The organism is Portibacter lacus (assembly GCF_021533215.1).
GTDB lineage: Bacteria > Bacteroidota > Bacteroidia > Chitinophagales > Saprospiraceae > Portibacter > Portibacter lacus.
The window spans coordinates 589,638-611,009 of record NZ_JAJNKA010000003.1; the positions used below are offsets into that span (position 1 = coordinate 589,638).

General features: G+C 36.6%; 17 protein-coding genes. 11 read left to right on the forward strand and 6 right to left on the reverse strand.

Annotated features, from left to right (window positions below; genetic code table 11):
- Genes hutI through hutH form a run of 5 tightly spaced genes read right to left on the reverse strand, consistent with a single transcriptional unit; the run spans position 1 to position 5,398 of the window.
- A complete protein-coding gene (hutI, locus tag L2586_RS07525) occupies positions 1-1,236 on the reverse strand; it encodes an imidazolonepropionase (RefSeq protein ID WP_235292251.1) in 1,236 nt (411 codons plus the stop codon).
- Positions 1,237-1,290: 54 nt separating this feature from the next.
- On the reverse strand, positions 1,291-1,590 hold the full coding sequence (locus L2586_RS07530) for a type II toxin-antitoxin system RelE/ParE family toxin (protein ID WP_235292252.1): 300 nt from the start codon (positions 1,588-1,590) through the stop codon (positions 1,291-1,293).
- On the reverse strand, positions 1,583-1,834 hold the full coding sequence (locus tag L2586_RS07535; RefSeq protein WP_235292253.1) for a type II toxin-antitoxin system ParD family antitoxin: 252 nt from the start codon (positions 1,832-1,834) through the stop codon (positions 1,583-1,585). The genes L2586_RS07530 and L2586_RS07535 overlap by 8 nt, the downstream gene beginning before the upstream one ends.
- A 58-nt stretch (positions 1,835-1,892) precedes the next feature.
- Entirely contained in the window at positions 1,893-3,890 is a 1,998-nt protein-coding gene (locus L2586_RS07540) for a urocanate hydratase (RefSeq protein WP_235292254.1), read from the reverse strand.
- 11 nt (positions 3,891-3,901) lie between these two features.
- Complete coding sequence (hutH, locus tag L2586_RS07545) at positions 3,902-5,398, reverse strand: histidine ammonia-lyase (RefSeq protein WP_235292255.1); 1,497 nt, start codon at positions 5,396-5,398, stop codon at positions 3,902-3,904.
- A 77-nt stretch (positions 5,399-5,475) separates the two neighbouring features.
- Here hutH and L2586_RS07550 point away from each other — a divergent pair, with 77 nt between their 5' ends.
- The 11 genes from L2586_RS07550 to L2586_RS07600 all read left to right on the forward strand — a co-directional run bounded on the left by L2586_RS07550 (position 5,476) and on the right by L2586_RS07600 (position 18,149).
- Positions 5,476-6,375, forward strand: coding sequence for a LysR family transcriptional regulator (locus tag L2586_RS07550; RefSeq protein WP_235292256.1), 900 nt, complete (start codon positions 5,476-5,478; stop codon positions 6,373-6,375).
- 70 nt (positions 6,376-6,445) lie between these two features.
- Positions 6,446-8,329, forward strand: coding sequence for a T9SS type A sorting domain-containing protein (locus L2586_RS07555; RefSeq protein ID WP_235292257.1), 1,884 nt, complete (start codon positions 6,446-6,448; stop codon positions 8,327-8,329).
- Positions 8,330-8,370: 41 nt separating this feature from the next.
- Positions 8,371-8,778: a GNAT family N-acetyltransferase gene (locus L2586_RS07560; protein WP_235292258.1), complete on the forward strand. Its 408-nt coding sequence runs from the start codon at positions 8,371-8,373 to the stop codon at positions 8,776-8,778.
- 208 nt (positions 8,779-8,986) lie between these two features.
- Positions 8,987-9,397: a response regulator gene (locus L2586_RS07565; protein ID WP_235292259.1), complete on the forward strand. Its 411-nt coding sequence runs from the start codon at positions 8,987-8,989 to the stop codon at positions 9,395-9,397.
- Entirely contained in the window at positions 9,397-9,939 is a 543-nt protein-coding gene (locus L2586_RS07570; protein WP_235292260.1) for a heme NO-binding domain-containing protein, read from the forward strand. Before L2586_RS07565 ends, L2586_RS07570 begins: the two co-directional genes overlap by 1 nt.
- Positions 9,936-11,912 (forward strand): PAS domain-containing sensor histidine kinase, encoded by a 1,977-nt coding sequence (locus L2586_RS07575; protein ID WP_235292261.1) that lies wholly within the window; start codon positions 9,936-9,938, stop codon positions 11,910-11,912. Before L2586_RS07570 ends, L2586_RS07575 begins: the two co-directional genes overlap by 4 nt.
- A gap of 2 nt (positions 11,913-11,914) precedes the next feature.
- Positions 11,915-13,048 carry an FIST signal transduction protein gene (locus tag L2586_RS07580; RefSeq protein ID WP_235292262.1) on the forward strand — a complete coding sequence of 378 codons (1,134 nt, stop codon included), beginning with the start codon at positions 11,915-11,917 and terminating at the stop codon, positions 13,046-13,048.
- Positions 13,048-14,115: a sensor histidine kinase gene (locus L2586_RS07585; RefSeq protein ID WP_235292263.1), complete on the forward strand. Its 1,068-nt coding sequence runs from the start codon at positions 13,048-13,050 to the stop codon at positions 14,113-14,115. The genes L2586_RS07580 and L2586_RS07585 overlap by 1 nt, the downstream gene beginning before the upstream one ends.
- Entirely contained in the window at positions 14,102-14,419 is a 318-nt protein-coding gene (locus L2586_RS07590) for a hypothetical protein (protein WP_235292264.1), read from the forward strand. The genes L2586_RS07585 and L2586_RS07590 overlap by 14 nt, the downstream gene beginning before the upstream one ends.
- A gap of 8 nt (positions 14,420-14,427) precedes the next feature.
- The gene (locus L2586_RS07595; protein ID WP_235292265.1) at positions 14,428-15,138 is read left to right on the forward strand and encodes a LytR/AlgR family response regulator transcription factor; all 711 of its coding nucleotides are present in this window, start codon (positions 14,428-14,430) and stop codon (positions 15,136-15,138) included.
- Positions 15,139-15,545: 407 nt separating this feature from the next.
- Positions 15,546-18,149 carry a DUF6923 family protein gene (locus tag L2586_RS07600; RefSeq protein ID WP_235292266.1) on the forward strand — a complete coding sequence of 868 codons (2,604 nt, stop codon included), beginning with the start codon at positions 15,546-15,548 and terminating at the stop codon, positions 18,147-18,149.
- A 1,091-nt stretch (positions 18,150-19,240) separates the two neighbouring features.
- On the opposite strand, the gene L2586_RS07605 is transcribed toward L2586_RS07600, so the two are convergent.
- Positions 19,241-21,301 carry a tetratricopeptide repeat protein gene (locus L2586_RS07605; protein ID WP_235292267.1) on the reverse strand — a complete coding sequence of 687 codons (2,061 nt, stop codon included), beginning with the start codon at positions 21,299-21,301 and terminating at the stop codon, positions 19,241-19,243.
- Between the last annotated feature and the right edge of the window lie 71 nt (positions 21,302-21,372).

Consider the following 21,372-nt stretch of genomic DNA (forward strand, 5'->3'; position numbering starts at 1 on the left):
TTATACTTCCTTCCCCTTTAAATATACTTTGTCAATGTTATTCGTCCCAAATGAATACGGTAAGACTCCATAGGAATTAATCTCCTTTGTCAATATTAGATTTGCCATTTTCCCCTTCGTAATACTTCCAACTTCTTTCTCAAGCCCCATGGCATAAGCGCCATTTATCGTCGCCGCATTAATGGCTTCTTCTGGTGTCAATTTCATTTTGATACAAGCGGTCGCTACCACAAAGTTCATGTTTCCCGAAGGAGCAGATCCTGGATTATAGTCACTTGCTAAAGCCAATGGTAACCCAGCTTCAATGATTTCACGTCCTGGCGTATATGGAATTCCCAAGAAATAGGAACATCCTGGCAGTGCAACAGGCATGGTTGATGTATTTTTCAAAGCTTGAATATCTTCCTTCCTCATCACTTCTAAGTGATCAACTGAAAGCGCATTAAACTTAACACCGGCTTGAACGCCTCCGATCGCATTAAACTGATTCACATGTATTTTGGATTTTAATCCATGCTTTTGTCCAGCGGCTAATATGTATGCTGTATCCTCCACAGAAAAGTAGCCTTTCTCGCAAAACACATCAACATAATCCGCAAGTTTTTCCTTCGCAATGATAGGCATTACTTCTTCTGCCATCAACTTAAGGAATGCAGCTTTGTCCGTTTTGTATGCTTCAGGAATAGCATGTGCTGCAAGAAAAGTAGCTTTTATTTCTATTGGAAAATTTACTTTAAGTCGTTTGATAACTTTTAGCATTTTCAATTCTGCTTCACGCGTCAATCCATATCCAGATTTGATTTCAAGAGCGCCAGTCCCCATTTGCATAACTTCTTTCAAGCGAACTTTACTTTGCTTATACAGCTCTTCTTCTGAAATTTCTTGAAGCTTCTTTGCTGAATTTAGAATTCCACCGCCTTTGTTCGCAATTTCTTCATAACTCATACCATTGATCCGGTCGATAAATTCTCCTTCCCGATTTCCAGCGTAGACCAAGTGACTATGGGAATCACACCAAGCTGGCAAGATCATTTTCCCAGTAGCATTCACAATGTTCGCTATGGTTATATCCGGGCAATCTTTCATTTCACCAAAATCTACAATCCTTCCTTCTCTGACCAATAAGAAGGCATTCCGAAGGGTCGGTAAATTTTGCATTTCGGCACCCGAAACAAAGGAACGGTCCTCGGTTCGAACCTGAATTAATTCCTTGATATTTATAAATAAGATTTCCATTGTTTCAGTACTTAATATTTATTCAAGCTTTTCAAAATGTCCATAAAAAGGTTATTACCTATTTAGTTTAGATTTCAGATCCATACGTTCATGAAGCACCCTTACTATTTCCATGAGCGGCCTTTCTAGTTTACGATAAAAAATAATATGCTTATTAATCTTTGCCCCTCTTAAGTCTTCAATTAATTTAAAATACGCTTTACCTTTTTCTGGATTTTCAGCCAACACGTCACATTCTGCTAGAATTTCATTATAATATTTATCAGCTTGTTTTTCAGACCAATTGTCAAAAGTATAATTCCATATATCTGTTAAATCTTTAACAGCACGTTTCGTTAATACGTATTTAGCCATGCTTGGTTCTTTGAAGTTTGAGCTGCTTCAAATGCTCCTCAGGATCGAAATCCACAGCAATACCACTATCTATCCCTTCTTGGATTACAGCCTTCAAAGCATAATATTTTTGCTCTTCTTCTTCTAAGAGTCTTAATCCTGCCCTTATTATCTCACTTGCATTTTTATACCTGCCTTCTTTGATTCGAAATTTGATAAACTCTTCAAAATGCTCTCCTAAAGCAACAGATGTATTCTTTCCCATGATTTCCAAAATTTTAATAAAATTACCAATTTTAGGTAACATAGTCAAATGGAACATTTTACAGCAATCCTTCCAGCAATCCATCATCCACCAGATTCGGAACCGTCACTTCTAAGTCTGGCGTCCTTGCCATTTCCCTTTTTATAGCAAATATCGCATCTTTATTCCTAGCCCAACTCCTTCTTGCAATTCCATTATTTACATCATAAAACAACATACTTTTTAACCGCTCATCTGCTTCCTCAGAACCATCCAAGACCAAGCCAAATCCACCATTCACTACTTCTCCCCAGCCGACACCGCCACCATTGTGAATCGAAACCCAAGTCGCCCCTCTAAAACTATCACCGATCACATTGTGTATCGCCATATCTGCCGTAAACTTGCTCCCATCATAGATATTCGACGTTTCTCGATATGGTGAATCTGTCCCACTTACATCATGGTGATCTCGACCTAAAACTACTGGGCCGATCTCGCCGCTTGCTACCGCCGCATTAAATGCAGAGGCGATTTTTGCTCTTCCTTCTGCATCAGCATATAAGATCCGTGCTTGCGAACCAACGACCATTTTGTTATCCTTAGCATCCTGAATCCATGTGATATTATCTTGCATCTGTAGTTGTATTTCTTCAGGAGCCGTTTTCATAATTTGAGTCAACACTTCTCCTGCTATTTCATCCGTTCGATCTAAATCAGAAGGTTTTCCCGAAGTACAAACCCACCTGAAAGGTCCAAAACCATAATCAAAACACATCGGTCCTAGTATATCTTGAACATAAGATGGATACTTAAAGTCAATCTTATTCTCTGCCATCACATCAGCTCCTGCTCTGGAAGCCTCCAATAAGAATGCATTCCCATAATCGAAAAAGTAAGTTCCTTTATGAGCGTGTTTATTGACTGCAGCTGCATGTCTTCTCAGTGATTCTTGAACCATTGACTTAAACACTTGCGGCTCTTCCCTGATCAATCGATTCGATTCCTCGAAGGTAGTGCCTACTGGATAATAGCCTCCAGTCCATGGAATATGCAATGAAGTCTGATCGGAGCCTACATGAACAAAGATATCTTCCTTATCAAATCGCTCCCAAACATCTACCACATTTCCAATAAACGCAATAGAAACAACCTCATTTTTGCTTTGGGCTTCCTGAACTCTGTTGATCAATTCATCCATATCACTAATTAGCTCGTCCACCCAACCTTGACTATACCGCTTGGTTGCCGCTTGTGCATTCACTTCTGCGCAAATCGTAATACAGCCAACGATGTTTCCAGCTTTCGGTTGAGCACCACTCATGCCTCCAAGCCCTGCCGTAAGAAAAATCTTCCCCGCAGGCGTTTCTCCTTTCGGTAGAATCTTACGGAAGGCGTTCATTACTGTTATCGTCGTCCCATGAACGATCCCTTGCGGACCTATATACATGAAAGATCCAGCTGTCATCTGGCCATATTGTGTGACTCCTAAGGCATTAAACTTTTCCCAGTCATCCTGCTTCGAATAATTAGGAACCATCATTCCGTTCGTCACAATGACTCTTGGTGCACTTTTCGGAGATGGAAACAAACCCATCGGATGTCCTGAATACAAATGCAAGGTCTGATTATCAGACATCTTTGCAAGGTATTGCATGGTCAGTAAATACTGAGCCCAATTCTGAAAGACAGCTCCATTTCCACCATAGGTGATTAATTCTTCTGGGTGTTGCGCAACTGCAGGATTGAGGTTATTCTGAATCATCACCATAATAGCTGCAGTCTGAACGGACTGTGCCGGATAATCTTTAAGCGGCCTTGCATACATTTCATAATTAGGCTTAAATCGATACATATAGATACGACCGAAATCCTTCAACTCTTGTGCAAATTCTCCCGCCAATTCTTGATGCCAAGCTTTAGGAAAATAACGCAGTGCATTTCGAATCGCCAATTTCTTTTCTTCATCACTTAATATATCCTTCCGCTTCGGCGCATGGTTTGCCTCAAGATTATACGATCTTTTCTGAGGAAGTTCTGACGGAATACCTTGTAATATTTGTTCTTGAAATGTCATACTTTAGATTTTTATATCGCTACTGCAAAGGCTCTGTTCTTTACCAATTCGATTAAACGATTAATGTCATCTTTCAACTTTCGATCTGCTTCCAATTTGGAAACATGTTGTCTGATCAATTTATGATTCTCTTCGATGATATCTGAGCATTGATTAGGCCTTCTGAATTCAATCGCTTGCGCGCCATACATCAGTTCGATGGCCAATATTTTCTCAATATTCCCGAGTATTTGATTGAATTTTCTTCCTGAAATGCTACCCATAGAAACGTGGTCTTCTTGCCCGAGGGAGGTTGGAATACTATCCGCCGAAGCAGGAAAACACAATGATTTATTTTCCGATGCCAATGCTGCAGTAGTGTATTGAGGAATCATTAACCCCGAATTGAGGCCGCCATTCAAAGTAAGTAATCGAGGCAAGCCATACTTTCCTTCTAACAACAAATAACATCTTCTATCAGAAATATTTCCCAGTTCTGATGCCGCGATCGCCGCATAATCCAAGACCATAGCCAGCGGTTGGCCATGAAAATTCCCACCAGAAATCGCTTCATCCTCACTCAACACAATCGGATTATCTGTCACTGAATTCAATTCTATTTCTGTCATCTCCTTTAAATGATTAAAGGCATTTCGCGAGGCGCCATGAACCTGAGGTATACATCTTAAAGAATAGGGATCTTGTACTCGTTCGCATCCTTCATGAGATTTCAGATTCTCAGAACCTTCAACTAATCTTCGCATTCTTTTCGCAACTTGAATGCAACCTACGAAAGGTCGTATTTCATGCAGCCTAGCTTTGAATGGATCAGCACTGCCCTGAAATCCTTCTAAACTCATTGCTCCTGCAACATCCGCCAGATCTAACAGATAGTCCATTTTATACAGACCCACAACAGCATGCGCCAGTATAAATTGTGTCCCATTAATCAATGCCAGACCCTCCTTCGCGTGCAAACTGATTGGTTCTAAATGATGCTCCGCTAAGCCTTCTGAAACAGGGATTAATGAATCCCCTTTCCAAAATTCTCCTTCACCTATTAAGGAAAGGAATAGATGCGATAATGGTGCTAGATCACCTGAAGCGCCTACTGAACCTTGCTCTGGAACCATCGGAATTAAATCATGGTCTATGAAATACAAGATTCTTTCAATGACAGAAAGTCGGATTCCAGAATATCCTTGACACAAAGCATGAACCTTGCAGATCATCATGATCTTAGACAACTTACGATCTATTGGATTGCCGACTCCTACGGCATGTGTGATCAATAGATTCTCTTGTAACTTACTGGTCTGCTCTCGAGAAATAAGCGTGTCGCAAAGTGGACCGAAACCAGTATTGATTCCATATACTGCCCTACCCGATTCAGCTAGCGTTTCTAATTTTACTCGACAAGCATTCACCCTTTCGATGGTTTCAGGAGTAAGTACACCTTTCAACTTCCCATTAGCAAGGTCAATGACTTTATCTACGGTCAAGTGATCGATACCATAATTGAATTCCATATGCAGTAATTTTAATTCTATAAAAATAAGCTTAGATTTGATACTTAACAAGATCAATAAATCATCAATTAATAACTATGTGTTATCAATTAGAACTTCGACATCTTCGCTATTTCTTAGCTGTTGCAGAGGACTTACACTTCAGGAAAGCAGCAGAGCGATTATTCATTTCACAGCCTGGGCTTAGTAAGCAAATCAAGGAAATGGAAGTCGGAATGGGTGTTAAACTTTTCGATCGACATAACCGAAAAGTTGAGCTAACACAAGCTGGGGAATTTCTAAAAGTAGAACTGAAGAATTACTTTAGTGGACTCGAACACATTATCGAACATGCGAAATTGTTGAATGATGGATTGTTAGGTGACTTGAAAATAGGCTATGTGGGTTCTGCTATGCAAAAGATCATCCCTGACTTACTGCTGGCATTCCGGAAACACCACCCGAAAGTCTTGTTTAATCTAGAAGAAATAGATAATCAAGGGCAGATCGATCGATTGTTTTCTCACGATATTGACATCGGATTTGTGAGGTTAGAAAAAATTCCACGTGGACTAAAATCCATACCCGTTCTCAATGAGACCTTTTCTCTAGTTCTACCTAAAGATCATCCAATCAACGATGAAAACTTTGTCAATCTTGCGCAATTAAAAGACGCCTCATTCATTTTGTTCAATGAAAAATATAGCCCTTCCTATTTCGAAAATGTCATGCAAATATTCGAAGACAACCACTTCACACCGAATGTAACGCACAATACGATCCATGCCAGTTCTATTTATAAATTGGTCGAAAATAATTTCGGATTATCTATTGTGCCTCAATCCTTAAAGCCATCTTTCGTGGAAGGTGTTAAATTCATTGACCTAGAAAATATTCCACAACGAACAGTATTGTCAGCAGTCTGGAACTTGAATAACAGGAATCCAATATTGAAAAACTTCCTTGAAAAAATAGAAAGTCACAAAGACAAAAACTAGGTTAATCTTGAATATTTCTCGGCGAGGCATTCAAAATTGTGATATTTTTAAATTTGAAATCAGAAGAACTATGCATCATTTTATACTTAAAAGTCTCCTTTTCATTCTTATTCCTACATCGTTTGCGATAGCGCAATTACCAGATAGTTGCAAGTTAAACATTGGAACAAACCTATCAGGCGTAGCTGATTATGGCACAGAAATACCATTTGTAAATTTGATGAAAGTGAGTCGAGAATGGTATACGAAAGGAGTTAATGATCCAGATTATCAATGGGATACTCAACTTGCTAGTCAACTGACTTACGATGAAAATGGATACCCAACTCATATTCCGCAGACCATAGAAGGAGAAGCTTTAGCTCAACAAGTTGCAACCGTATGGGATGGAACGGATGGCTGGCCTCCAGGAAAATATACGCTGCTTTGGGATGGAAACGGAGATTTCGAATTGTGGGGAGGACTTACGAACCTAGAGAAGGTGAATGATAACCGTTATGAGTTTGATTACTTAGATCCGATCGGTGGATTATTACAGATCATCATGACTTATTCCGACATCAACAATCCGGTTCATAACATGCGCTTATTAATGCCAGGCACTGAGGATACTTATGAGACTCAACCCTTCTACCAGTTGTGGTTAGACAAACTAGAACCGTTCCAGACGGTTCGATTTATGGACTGGGGAAACACTAATTTCTGGGGCCAAGAAGATGGTTACAACTGGGAAATACCTGAATTAGCAGACTGGGATGAGCGAGCGAAAATAGGACAATACACCTATACGGGACACAAGGGTATTCCCTATGAATATATGGTGGAGTTAATGAATCTAAAAGATATAGATGGCTGGGTCTGTATTCCGCATAGAGCGAGTGATGACTACATCCGTAAGATGGCAGATTTCTTCAGGGACAATGTTGAAGACGAACGACATATTTATGTAGAATTCAGTAATGAAATCTGGAATTGGATATTTGGTCAAGCACAATGGCTTAATAAATATGGCTGTGTAGATAAAGGGATTACTTGGCCAGAAGGAACGGTTCCTTATATTCAGAATGCACTAGATCACTGGACGGCAAGTTTTGCTGAGGAATCAGAAAGATTAACTCGAGTAGCTGCAGTTCAGACGGGATGGTTAGATGTAAGTGAACGGATTTGCTACAACTTGGCTCCGAATACGGTCGATGCCATTTCACCAGCCTACTATTTTTCTTATAATGAAGAATCAGAAGCCATATTAGATGGACTTGGTGCTAATGCAACCGTAAGTGATATTGCTCATCATGCCAGACTAGGGTTCGAGCCACACATGGAATGGATGCGAGGAATTAAAAGTATTGCAGACTCGATCGGCGTGCCACTCGCATTTTATGAAGGCGGGCAACATTTGACTCCTAATCCTTTCGGTGTAGAGCCTAGTTATAGTCAAGCATTGTTAGCTATTCAGCGTGATACATCTATGTATAATTTATATAATGAATGGTTTAATCAAGTAAGAACCTTAAATGATAGAAACGAGCCGATGTTGTTGATGAATTTCTCGTTTGTCAATCCTAGAAGTGCCCGGTATGGAAGTTGGGGTGTATTAGAAACGATGGATCAAGATCTTTCTGTTACTCCTGCGCCAAAATATCAAGCAACGATCGAGAATATGGGGTGCAATAGTCTTTCATCAAGCCAGATAGACATCGAACATTTATCAGAGCCAATTTACATCCTACCTAATCCAAGTAGCGAGGAAATAAGAATCATTGGCCTTGCAGAAAATCAAAATGTTCAACTTTATAATGCCAGCGGAATTTTGATTAGTACTTTTCATTTAGCGAGTGGAGCGTCGAATTATATAGACATTAGGACAAGAGCAGATGGTGTCTATTTCTTAAAATTCCATAATCCAGTCAATGGTAGAATAAGCATAGAGAAATTTATAAAAGTTAGTCATTAGTCTAAGAATTTCAAATATAACTATTAAACAAATAATCAAGTGTGAACATAACCATTTCAGAAACTAGAGATATTGACGTACATCAAATCATCGAATTGTACAAAGCAAATCAATGGAGTGCAGCTGAAAAACCTGATGTTCTATTTAAAGGACTGATGAATTCTCACTCGCTAATTTCCGCTTGGGAAGAAAAGCGATTAGTCGGATTAGGCAATGCTATTTCAGATGGTCATTTAGTGGTTTATTACCCGCATTTGCTAGTTCATCCAGAGTATCAAGGAAGGGGAATCGGTCAGCAAATCGTCTCAAAGATGCAAGAAAAATATGCTCATTTTCATATGCAAATGTTAACAGCTGATGGAAAAGCGATAGACTTCTATCAAAAAGTAGGTTTCGAAAAAGCTGGCGAAACAATGCCTATGTGGATATACAGTGGAAACGAGCATTAATCCTATGAAAAAATAGCTCAGAGACCATATTTCTATTGGTTTCTAAAAGCCCAACGATCATCCATTCGACTAGCATCAAAAGGCACAATTCGCAGCTCATCTATACTTTTCTACCATTCATCTACACTAAATGTCTTGGCAACCAATTTATAATTTTTAGTTGATATAATCCTTTAATTTTGAATCATATATTTTATAAACTATAAATATGAAGACACTCAAAGTATTATTAATCGAAGATGACATGATAGAGGTGATGAAACTGAATCGTGCGATTTCTTCATTAAAACTTCCGCATAAAATAATAGAAGCAAACAATGGTGAAGAGGCACTTGAATTGTTACAAGTAAAAGATAACATCCCTGATATCATACTCCTTGATCTAAATATGCCTAAAATAAATGGCATTGAGTTTTTAACCATTCTTAAGAATGATGAAACTTTGAAATATGTACCGACCATTATACTCACAACTTCTAGCAACGAGCGAGATTTAATAGCATGCTATGAAATAGGTATTGCCGGATATGTGTTAAAGCCTCTAAAATATGAGGAATATGTATCAAAAATTGAAAAATTATTAGAATATTGGAGTATTAACGAATTAAAGAAAATATAATGAAGGGGATTGTATTTACAGAATTTTTAGAATTAGTTGAAGATAAGTTCGGATTAGAAATGGTTGACACGATCATTAACCAATCGGAATTAGAATCTGGTGGTGCTTATACATCTGTTGGGACATATGAATTTTCAGAAATGCTTCAGCTTTTGCAGCACCTAAGTGACCATACTAACATTTCAATTGACAATCTACTGTTAGTCTATGCGGAACATTTCTTTAGTGTCTTAGAAAACAGTCATCCCAAATTAATAGCTAGGTATAAAGATCCGATCGAAATGCTAGCTTCTATAGAGAATCATATACATGTGGAAGTTCAGAAAATTTACCCTGATGCTGAACTTCCCACTTTTGAAGTTTTAGAAAAGACAGATACTTTGCTTATTATGATCTACAAATCTAGTAGATCCATGCACTATTTCGGATTAGGCTTAATGAATAAAACCTTCGAACATTTTAATTCTTCAGCCGATATTGAGTTCGAGAAAATAAAAGAGGATGGAACAGAAGTTAAGTTTATAATCCGAAAAAACTCATGAGTCAAGATCAAATTGACATATTAAAGCGAGCCCTATTAAGAGAAAAATCAGCTAGGAAACAAGCTGAAAAAATCTTAGAAAGTAAGTCTGCCGAACTCTTTGAAGTCAATCTGAAATTATCCCAAGCAAATAAGGATTTAGAAATCTTGCTTACAAGAACTGATTCGCAATTACAAGGTGTCTTTGAAAATATAGTTGATGCTTATGTCATCATAGATTTAAATGGTAATATTCTAAAAATGAATGATGCTGCTGTTTCTTTATTAGGTTTCCTAGATAATAAAGAAGATTTTAATTTATTAAAGATGGTCCAATCTAATGAGAATGAAAGGGTCACAGCAGCATTTACCAAACTTCTTGAAACGGGTTCGATAACCGATTTCCATGTCAATATCATTACGAAAACCAATGAATCAAAGATTGTCCACATCAATGCAAGCGTCATTTACGATCAAGGTATCCCTGTTGCTGCTCAAGGAATCGTAAGAGATATAACCAAAGAGAAAGAAGATGAAGTTCAGTTAATCAGATCTGAAAGTAGGCTTTCTACACTTATTCTTAATTTAGATAGTGGAGTTGTTCTCGAAGATGAAAATCGAAAGATAGTGCTAACGAACAATAAGTTCACAGAGATTTTCAACATCCAAATCCCACCAGACAGTCTTAAAGGGATAGATTGTACTAAGGCCTCTGAGCAAAACAGCGTCTTATTTAAAGATCCTGAAGCCTTTATCAGTCGAATGAGAGCAATAGACGCGAAAAAAGAAATCGTGATAGGTGAAGAACTGGAGATGAAAGATGGAAGGATATTAGAGCGAAACTATATGCCCATCGTGAATGGTGATCAATCAAGAGGATACCTATGGACTTTTAAGGATGTTACGCTTAATCGAACTTATCGAAAAAGTCTGGAGAATGAGAAACAGAAATACTATAATATTATTTCTAACATGAATCTTGGACTCGTCGAGGTAGATAAAAATGACGTGATACTAATGGTCAATCAAAGTTTCGTTAACATGACTGGCTATTCTAAAGAAGAACTCATTGGGATTAAAGGAAAAGATTTACTTCCTTTTCAAGAGGATCGAGAATTAATGGATGAAAAAGTTATAGAGCGTAAAAAAGGAAAAACAGAACTGTACGAGCTTAGGATCCAAAACAAACAAGGTGAAACCAAATACTGGTTAGTAAGTGGTGCACCAAACTACAATATTAATGGTGAATTTACTGGATCAATCGGGATCAACTTTGACATTACGGATATTAAAAATTTACAACATCAAAAGGAAAATCTACTTAAAAAATTAGAAAAAAGTAATGATGAACTCCATGAATATGCTCATGTAGTTTCGCATGATCTAAAGTCTCCTTTGCGCAGTATTAATGCATTAGTGAGCTGGTTAAGAAACGATAATGAAGATAAGTTAGATGAAGGAAGTCTGGAAAATATTGCATTGATAGAAGCAACGCTAGAAAAAATGGAGCAACTGATTACCGATGTGTTGCAATATTCAAGTATTGGGGCAGAAAACCTTGAAAAGACAGAAGTAAATATTAATGATATGCTTAATGATCTATTGAGAATCTTATACTTACCAGACCACATCAAAGTTAATTTCCTGAACAAGTTTCCGACCATCCATGGTAACAGAACAAAGCTACAGCAGCTATTCCAGAATATAATCAGTAATGCTGTGAAATTTATAGATAAAGAAAACGGCATCATAGAAATCACTTCCGAAGATAAAGGCACGCATTTCCAATTTTCAATAAAGGATAATGGTATCGGAATTGATAAAAAGTTTCATGATAAGATTTTCAAAATATTCCATTCTTTAAAGAAAAGTAAAGATTCAACTGGGATAGGATTATCCATCGTCAAAAAAATCGTCGAATTACATCAAGGCAGTATTTGGTTAGAAAGTGAACCAAGTGTTGGTACAACATTTTATTTCACTTTAAAAAAATAGTAATGAAAACGGTTCAACTTAAGAAAGAAAAAAATAAAGATTGGGAATATATCACACCGAAACAAGATCTTAAAAATCCATTAGTCTTGGCTTTTGGAAATAGATTTCTATTGGAAAATCCTAATGTCTACGAAGAGATAAAGGAAGTTTATCCCGAGAGTCAAGTGGTTTTTGGATCTACATGTGGTGATATCACAGCAAATTCTGTACATGAAGAAGCGATTTCATTGACGGCTATAGAGTTTGAAAAAAGTAACTTCGTCATTAAAACAAGTAATGTTTTAAACTCTGAACGAGATAGCTATAAAACTGGAAATGAATTGATAAAACAATTCCCAACCGAAGGCTTAAAATTCATCTATGTGATTTCTGATGGAAGTTTCATCAATGGTAGCCAACTGGCAAAAGGAATGAACTCTGGAATAGAAAGCAATGTACTTATTACTGGTGGATTAACAGGTGATGAAGCCCGCTTCGAAAAAACCTTGGCTTCCTACAATGAGAATCCCAAGCAAGGAGAAATCGTTGCAATCGGTTTTTATGGTGAAACGTTAGAAGTAACATTCTCTATTCATGGAGGATGGACACCTTTCGGACCTGAGCGTGTGGTCACTAAATCCGAATCCAACATTTTATATGAATTAGACGGATTACCAGCGCTAGATCTTTACAAGAAATATTTAGGTGAAAAGTCAGAACAACTTCCTGGCTCAGCTTTATTATATCCTCTTAATGTAAAATCAAAAGATGAAGACCAATCTATCGTAAGAAGTATTTTAAATATAGACGAAGAGAAAAATGCGATGATATTAGCAGGTGATATTCCTGAAAATTCGATTGTCCAACTGATGATGACCAATGTGGATAATATCGCAAATGCTTCAGAGCGTGCAGCAAGGCAAGCTTTAGAGTTAAGAAAGAACGAACCTGAATTAGCTTTACTCGTCAGTTGTATCGGGCGAAAACTAGTCCTTGATCAGAGAGTAGAAGAAGAAATAGAGGAAGTAGTGGCCGTAGTAGGTAAAAGCACGACCGTTTCTGGATTCTATTCGTACGGCGAAATTGCGCCATTTCATGGTGAAAATAATTGCCAATTACATAATCAGACCATGACGATAACGCTAATTAGCGAATAATGAATTCCCTTTTAAAAAGACAAATACGAAAATTTCTAAGTGATGATCAAGCTGCTAGCCCCGAACTAGGGCCATTTCTAGACGCCATTGAGCGATCTTATAATAATTATGATGAACAGTTTTCTATGTTGCAGAGAGCTATGGCTCTAAGCTCAGAAGAATTATTCACTGCTAATAAACAGCTTAGACAAGAAAGTACCTCGCAGAAAGAAGTAATCGATAAGTTAAAGCACGTTATCGAGACATTGAAATTCTATGAATTACCCGAGTCGCAGATTTCGGAAAACATCGATTTAAACGGCTCAAAGTTGGTTGACTTTATTGATAATCAAACGAAAGAGATTGTCGAAATCAATAAGCAACGAGAAAAATTATTAGTTGAATTAGCACATCAAAATCAGGAACTTAGTGATTATGCACACATGGTTTCTCATGATTTAAAATCACCTCTACGAAGCATTGATACACTTACTGCATGGCTAAAAGAAGATTATGAAGATACGATAGATGAGAGCGGAAAAGAAAGTCTACAGTTGATTAGGAACAATGTTGAAAAAATGGACTCGCTCATTAATGGCATCCTAGAATTTTCGACCATTAGTCAAAACAGCTTTGAATTTTACAATGTAAATATCAATACCCTTCTGGAGGATATTTTAAATATTATAGAAATTCCTGAACATATTACGATTACAAACAGAGGTAGTTTGCCAACCATAAAAGGTGATAAATATAGGCTGCAACAGCTTTTCCAAAACCTTATCACTAATGCCATAAAGTATAATGATAAAGAAGAAGGCTTAGTAGAAATCGGTTATCATGACAAAGAAGAATACTGGGAGTTTTTCATTAAAGACAATGGAAAAGGAATAGAAAACGCTTATTTTGATAAAATCTTCAAGACCTTTGTGAAGTTAGAAAACAATCCAGAATCTACGGGTATCGGCTTATCTATCGTTAAAAAAATCGTGGATGTTTATAGCGGAAAGATCTGGTTAGAATCCACTTTTGGTATTGGAACTACCTTTTATTTTACTTTAAAAAAAGAGCCATATGGAACAACCTAATATGAGTTATATCCAGAGCATGTCTGGTGGAGATACAGCCTTCGAACAAAAGTTACTCGATATTATAAAATTAGAATACCCAGAGGAAAGAGAGACCTACATTTCTAATTTCACAAATAGAGAATTTAAAGCAGCAGCTGACAACGTTCATAAACTTAAACATAAAATTAGTATTTTAGGTCTTGAAAAGAGTTATGGGATTGCATCAGATTTTGAAAACAATCTACTGGAAGGGAAGACTGACCTAAGTATTGAATTCAAATCTATTCTTGATACCATAACCGAATATCTGCAACAGATTTAATACGTAGAATGAATTGTATTATCATTGATGATGAGGCCACAGCAAGAGCAATCATAAGGCAATTATGTGCACAAGTAGACATCCTAAATGTTTTAGAAGACTTCCCGAATGCTATGCAGGCTATTAAGTATTTGAATCAGAACGAAGTCGATCTCATTTTCTTAGATATACATATGCCTGATTTTTCGGGAATAGATTTTATCGAAACCTTGAAAAACCCTCCTAAGATTATTCTTACTACTTCCGATACCAATTTCGGGATCCAAGCATTTGAGTTTGACTGCATTATCGATTATTTAGTTAAGCCTATAACTCCTCAACGGTTCCAGAAAGCGATCCTTAAAGCTCAGTCTTTTATGCCTAAAGCAGTAGAAGTCGAAAGTTCAGATCAAGAAGAATCCAGTTCAGAAACGGATCTTTACGTAAATATCGACAGGAGATTAGTGAAAATCAATATCGCTAGTATATATCTAGTCGAAGCAAAAGGCGACTACATTAATGTAAAAACAGAAACTAAAAATTACATTGTCCATTCTACTTTGAAAAAAATAGAAGACAAATTACCACAGGATCTCTTTTTAAAGATTCATCGATCCTATGTCATCAATGTAAAAAAAATCGTAGATATCGAAGACAATAGCGTCCTTATCAAAAAAGAAGTTATTCCAGTTAGTCGTTCGAATCGACCAGAATTAATGAAGCGGCTGAATCTCTTATAGATTTTTTTTCAATTCCGATCTTAATCCTTATCCTTTTCAGGACAAAACATATTCTCTAGCCCCTTTCTTTGATCATTGATGAGATTTCCTTTAAATGAAATCCGGAACTAAAAGCTAATATATAGAAATTGTCATCCTTCTAAACCCGTTCTATAGTTTAGACCAGCATTTGCCGCTACCAATAGTAATGATAGGCATCTAGCTCAATACAAACGGCAATTAAAATTGACATAAATCAGGTATAAAAAGTTATAAAACAGCTTAGCCATTATCAATATTCACACATCTTAAAATACAGCACAACTACACAAATCTACCACTTACCGACACTAACTCTTTCCCAATCGAAAATTAAAAATTCAACCTTCATTTGTCCTTAAATTTGACATATAAATAATTATAAATAAATGAGAACATTTACATTGAGCATAAAGAACACGTGGCAGCTAAGCTTATTATTTATCCTTTCAAGTCTAGCACTGAATGCGCAAGAAATTCCATTTAATTGTGATTACAGCGCTTATTTATTCCAATACAATGATGTCTATGCAATCGATCTTGCTTCAGGAAATTCATACGTTGTTGCGGAAGATGTAACTCCTGGAAATATAAACGCAACCGCTTACAATCCAGCGGACGGATATATCTGGGGATCATTATCTACTCCAAGTAAAACCATAGTTAGAATAGGTAAAAACTTCACTACGACCACCTATTACATTCCTGAATTACCAGACAGTGGTCGTTATGTAGGTGATATCAATAGCGAAGGCGTGTACTATTTAAAGGGAGGTGGATCCACCTATTACAAAATAAACTTAGATCCAGCATCTAGTGATTATTCTAAATTCATCGCAACAGGCAAACTTTCCAAGAACATCAGCATCCACGACTGGGCATTTAATGCAGTAGATGGAAATATTTATGCAGTAGAAAAGAATACGAACATACTTTATAGAATTAATCCAGAAAACGGTGATGTATTAGCTTTGGGCGAAGTACCAATCTTATCCGGACTAAGTTATACTTATGGTGCAGTTTATTTTGATGCATCTGGTCGTTTTTATGTTTCTGCAAACCAAACAGGAACCATTTATGTCATCCAAAGTGTCCAAGACATTAATGATACAGCAAGTATTTCTTCTAATTTATTTGCCTTCGGGCCTTCTAGTGCGAGCAATGATGGTGCAAGATGCCCAACTGCTCCAGTAGCACAAGAAATCTGTGATAATGGAATAGATGATGATGGTGACGGCCTGATAGATTGCGAAGATCCTTCATGTTCAGGTTTCGGAGATTGTGCAGTAATCGAATTACCTACCTCAGGTGGAAATGCGGGTGGATTAGAAAGCAATAATAGACTTTCCACTTTAATCAACAAACGAAATTTCAATAGAGCAAAAAATAGCTACCAATTTAATACTGCGACAGCACCACGAGTGTATAAAACACAGAATTATTCATTAAGAGATGGTGAAACAGAATTCGAATTAAAAGACTTTATACCTTTAGAAATTATAGCTGAAGATGAGGCCATCGAATCAACACCTGCTGATTTAGCAACGATTACCAATGCAACCGAAGTATATGCTGTCGATTATCTAAAAAATGATGCAAGCGTCGCTTCGATTCTAGCACTAAAGACAGAGAATGGAGTTTATGAGCATACGAAATACATCTGTGATCGGTTGTTAGGGGCTGAGTTAATTTCTGTTTCTACAATAGACATTAACGAACAACCATTTATCAAGTCTATTATTAAAAATGCAGATGGCACTTTTGAATATGTATTAAGTTTCTCTGCTAAGCTTATCAATAAAGACAATAATTTCTCTATAGAAAGCCACTGGAACTTAGATCGTTATGAGCAAGAAGTAACTTTTTATAATTTTCAAATTTGGACCAATTCATTAGATGATCTTTTTCTACTTGGCGAGGAAGTGCTAAATCTTATTAATGTTGTCAATCCAATTTCTGAGTATAACAACACAAAGGCTCCAACAGTATTTGTAAGGAAAGGAAAGTATACTAATGGTGCTTTAGACTTACAGATTATCAATACCAATGCGACTGAAAACGTAATATTAGATGCAGGATTCAGAACTTCTGAGACAAGTGACTTTGAATATTCAGAATCTAACATTGACTTAAATAAAAATTACATTACGAACATTCAAGTACCAACTGGCAACTTGTTTGACATCGGATTCAGAATCGGTGATGGAGAAAATATGCCTGATGATTTATTCATGTCTGACGGACCATGGGGAATCGATGATTCTTCACCTGAAACGATTGTAGAAAGTTATGAAGTCCATATTAATGAGAACAACTTCGAAAGTGATGAATTTCCTATCGAAAGAAATGTGTCTTTATCTGCCACAACGAGCGATTATATTGCAGTTTATAGAGCATTAACTCCTAGATTCAAAGCAGTTAATTTATCGGATTTCAATAGTCTTAAGTTTAATGCTAAAGGAACCGGTGAGCTTCAAATCACTTTTGTAAAACAGAGTATTACTGAATGGGAATCACAATTCACAGCTACGATTTTGCTAGATGAAGAACTACAATCTTATGAATTACCATTCTCCAAGTTCACTTCTACTACAGACCTTGACATGATCTTAAATGATGTGGTAACGATTGTTTTCACTATGGTTAGTAAAGATGGTAGTATGACAACCAAGAAACTAGCATTAACAGATGTTCGTTTCTCGAAAGAATTAATAATAGAAAGTGTAGACCATAATGGTATTGCGACACTCCAGGCATTTCCAAATCCTGCAACGTCCAGAACAAGCATCCACTTTAATGCTGATCAAAAAGAGGAGATGGAATTAGTCATCTATAATCAAACAGGAAAAATCGTGTTCCAAGATGGTATCACTGCTGTTACTGGAAATAATGAAATAGAATTTAACAAACAAAACTTAACTGCTGGACTCTATTATTGCCAGCTTCTAAGTAGTCGTTCTCATTACGCACCACTCAAATTGGTCTTTAAATAAGAAAATGAATTCAAAAGGTTTTAAGGATGTTACAGGTTTAAGGGTATTAAGGTGTTTTAGTTTTTAGGTACACAGTTTAGAGTATTAAGGGTGTTTTAAGTGTGTACCAATTTTTAGGTTTTTAAGGTGTTTTTTTTTTAAGGTACACGTTTTTATTATTAAGGGTGTTTTAAGCGTGTACTAGTTTTTAGGGTTTTTAAAGGGTTTTTAAGGGTGTTTTTATGGTTTTGTGTTTTTTATCGGGGCAAAAGAGCGGTCTTTTGCCCTTTTTATTTGCCCCTTTTTAATTCATGTGATCAAGAACCATACTAACTATAAAATGATTTCCTCGAAATAAGGACTCTAAAATTGACCTAAAAAATTAGAAGTCTAAACTAATCTAACAGTAATTTAACCTCCGAGTAATTCTTTAAATCTCATGTATTTTGCTCAGAGCAAATACGATATGTTAGTATTGATTTTCATTCAAATAGGTACTTCTTTTTCTTCCTAACCTATATTGAAAATTTTCCACACCTAACTTTCATTTCTCACTTCTCAACCTGCGTTGCTCCAATTATAACTGCATCATTATTAGGCATTAAAGATATGTTTTGCTTAGAAATGTATTATTTATAAAGCAAAAGGATAGTAATGTAATAGTACATGACAATGATTCAATTACAGACTAGTTTATTCTTAATAAAGATCGATGAAAAGAAGGTTTTGAATCAATGGAGATTCTATAGAATTTTCAGCAGTTTAAAGGCACATATCCAACTATTGACCTTTATAAATATCTAAACTCCTATTTGTTTCAACCAGAAAAGAATCTGTGAAAAGAAACACCTAAGTTTGACTAAAGAATATCTATTACGCATACTACCTTACCTGGAAGTGATGTCGAATATTCGTGGAAATTATGCTACCACGCTTTAAACATTGACCTAAAAGCAAAAAAATGAAGTATAATAGGAAGGAATTGCGAGCCTCAAGCTGCATTAGAATATTAACGATTCGTGAGTAAGATGACAAATCAATAAAAGTAGCTGAATGCGAACTGGATCACCACGAGCGCAAACGTAACTTCAATCTCAAATGAATAGTAAGGATTATTTTCTGAAAAACGGTGTTTCGAATAGATACCATTTCAGTCTTAAGCCAAGCTCCGTAAAAGTAAACCCAGCAGCAGTTGCCGATGCAATATTACTATGCGTGCCATACAGATTAACCAAGAATCTTTTATTGACCTTATAACCTAGCTTCCCTTGCAGTCGATAAGTCCACTGTTGATCACTTTCTTCTATAAACTGGTATCCTGTTGCTGCCGTAAACTCATAAAACCATTCTTTAGGCTTTACAACTACTTCATCGCTAATGATATTCATAAAAATTTCAACAGCATTAAACTTCTTAGGACTAAAATATATCGTAGGTAGCTGCTTAGAAAAGGTAATATACTGGTAATTCAAGCCTGCTTTTAAACTTGGTTTCTTTAATAGATTATAGTATAAAGAAGTGAAAAACAAGTTTCTAGTATTATCGTCATTTTGCAAGGTATAATAGTATTGCGAATACCATCCCAGTTTGAAATTAGTACTCATATTATAGTTCGCATAGAAGTTATTCATCACGATTTCTCTATCCAATAATTCAGCATTAAAACTCTGAATTTCTCGCTTGTAACCTACATCTAAGATCTGCAGTTTGTAAGGAATGATATGGAAGGAAACATCTGTAAGCAGTTGGGCGTAGTTCTGTGTTTTAGCATTTGCGGAAGAGACACCAGAACTGCCTTTGAAAGTTAAATTGTTCGCTAACTGATAAGAGAAACCAAGTGATACATTGCTTGAGGTTGCTTCATTCACGGTAATCTCGTTAGATGTATTTCGGTAACCAAAATTAGACATCAGGCTTAACTTCGTCGAAAGCGGAACTTCCACCGTATTCTGAAGTGCGTAGGCGATGTTATCTCCATTGTCGAAAGTATAAGATGCCTTCGATTCTAGGAAAGTGGTAAACCTCGTATTCAAGTCTTGGATAAAGGCTGTTGCATCTTTCTGGTTTTCATAATATACTAGTGTGGAATCCGCATAACGATAAGCATCATTATAATAACCCAAGGCCTTCAGTGCGTTCGCATTTCCGAGATTCCCATCAAAAGATTTCTTCTCATTATCTAAGATTTGCTCGTAATCTTTCACACTCTTTTTAAAGTCACTCTTGTAGATATTCAATGTTGCTCTTAGTGCTAATACCCAATTTTCGTCTGGCTTAATCTCCACCAATTGCTGAATCTGAGCATCCGCTTCTTTATATTTATTGTTCCATATCAGACTCTGGATATATCGTTCCTGAGTCTGATTAGTGATTGTTTCTTCTTGTGTCGTATTTAATGCCTCGATAGCTTGCTCACTTATAACTAATGCTTCCTTATCTTTTCCATCTAGATGCGCAACGAGTGCCAACCCATTTAAGCCTTTTAACTGACTTTCGGGCATTTCAGCGATTTTCGAATAAGTCGATTTCGCTTTATCTAGTTGATCTGCGATGATGTACAGATTTCCAAGGTTCAGCATCGTTTCCGTATCCATCTCGAACAGCTCTAGATTTTCTAAAAGCAAGGCTTCGGCTTCTTCATAATTTTGCTGCTGTTGATTTTGGTAGGCATAACCTAGATATATGTATTTTTTCGAGGTCAATGCATTAGGATTTCCAGGCAAAACTTCTAAGGCTTTGTTGACATACACTAAAGCATTTTCAAATTCTTTCAAGTTCGATAAGGTATTCGCATAACCTAGTAATGCTGGGAAACTACTTGGGTTATCCTCCACTAAATCGGTATAATAAGACTTCGCTTTCGAAAACGAATTATTCCATAGTAAAGACTCACCATAGTTAAGTTGGACTTCCAGATCATCTGGATGCTCAGCCAATAGTTCAGCAAAAACCTCATTGGCTTTTTCGGCATTGTTGTTTAAGCCTATTGCTCTACCATAACATATCCGCGCCGTTTTATTTTCAGGATAGTCTGCCAAGATCTCCTTAAAGAAAACTTCAGCTTGGCTATACTTTCCAGTTTCTAAATATGTAAATCCTTCATCCATATTTTGTCCATGAAGACTGAAAATGAATAGGAAAAATGTTGCGGAGAATAGTGATTTTATTGTCAATGTAATCTGTGTTTATGATGAATGCAAGTTACGCATTCGTTTTCAATCATTCATCGACACCAATCGTCGAC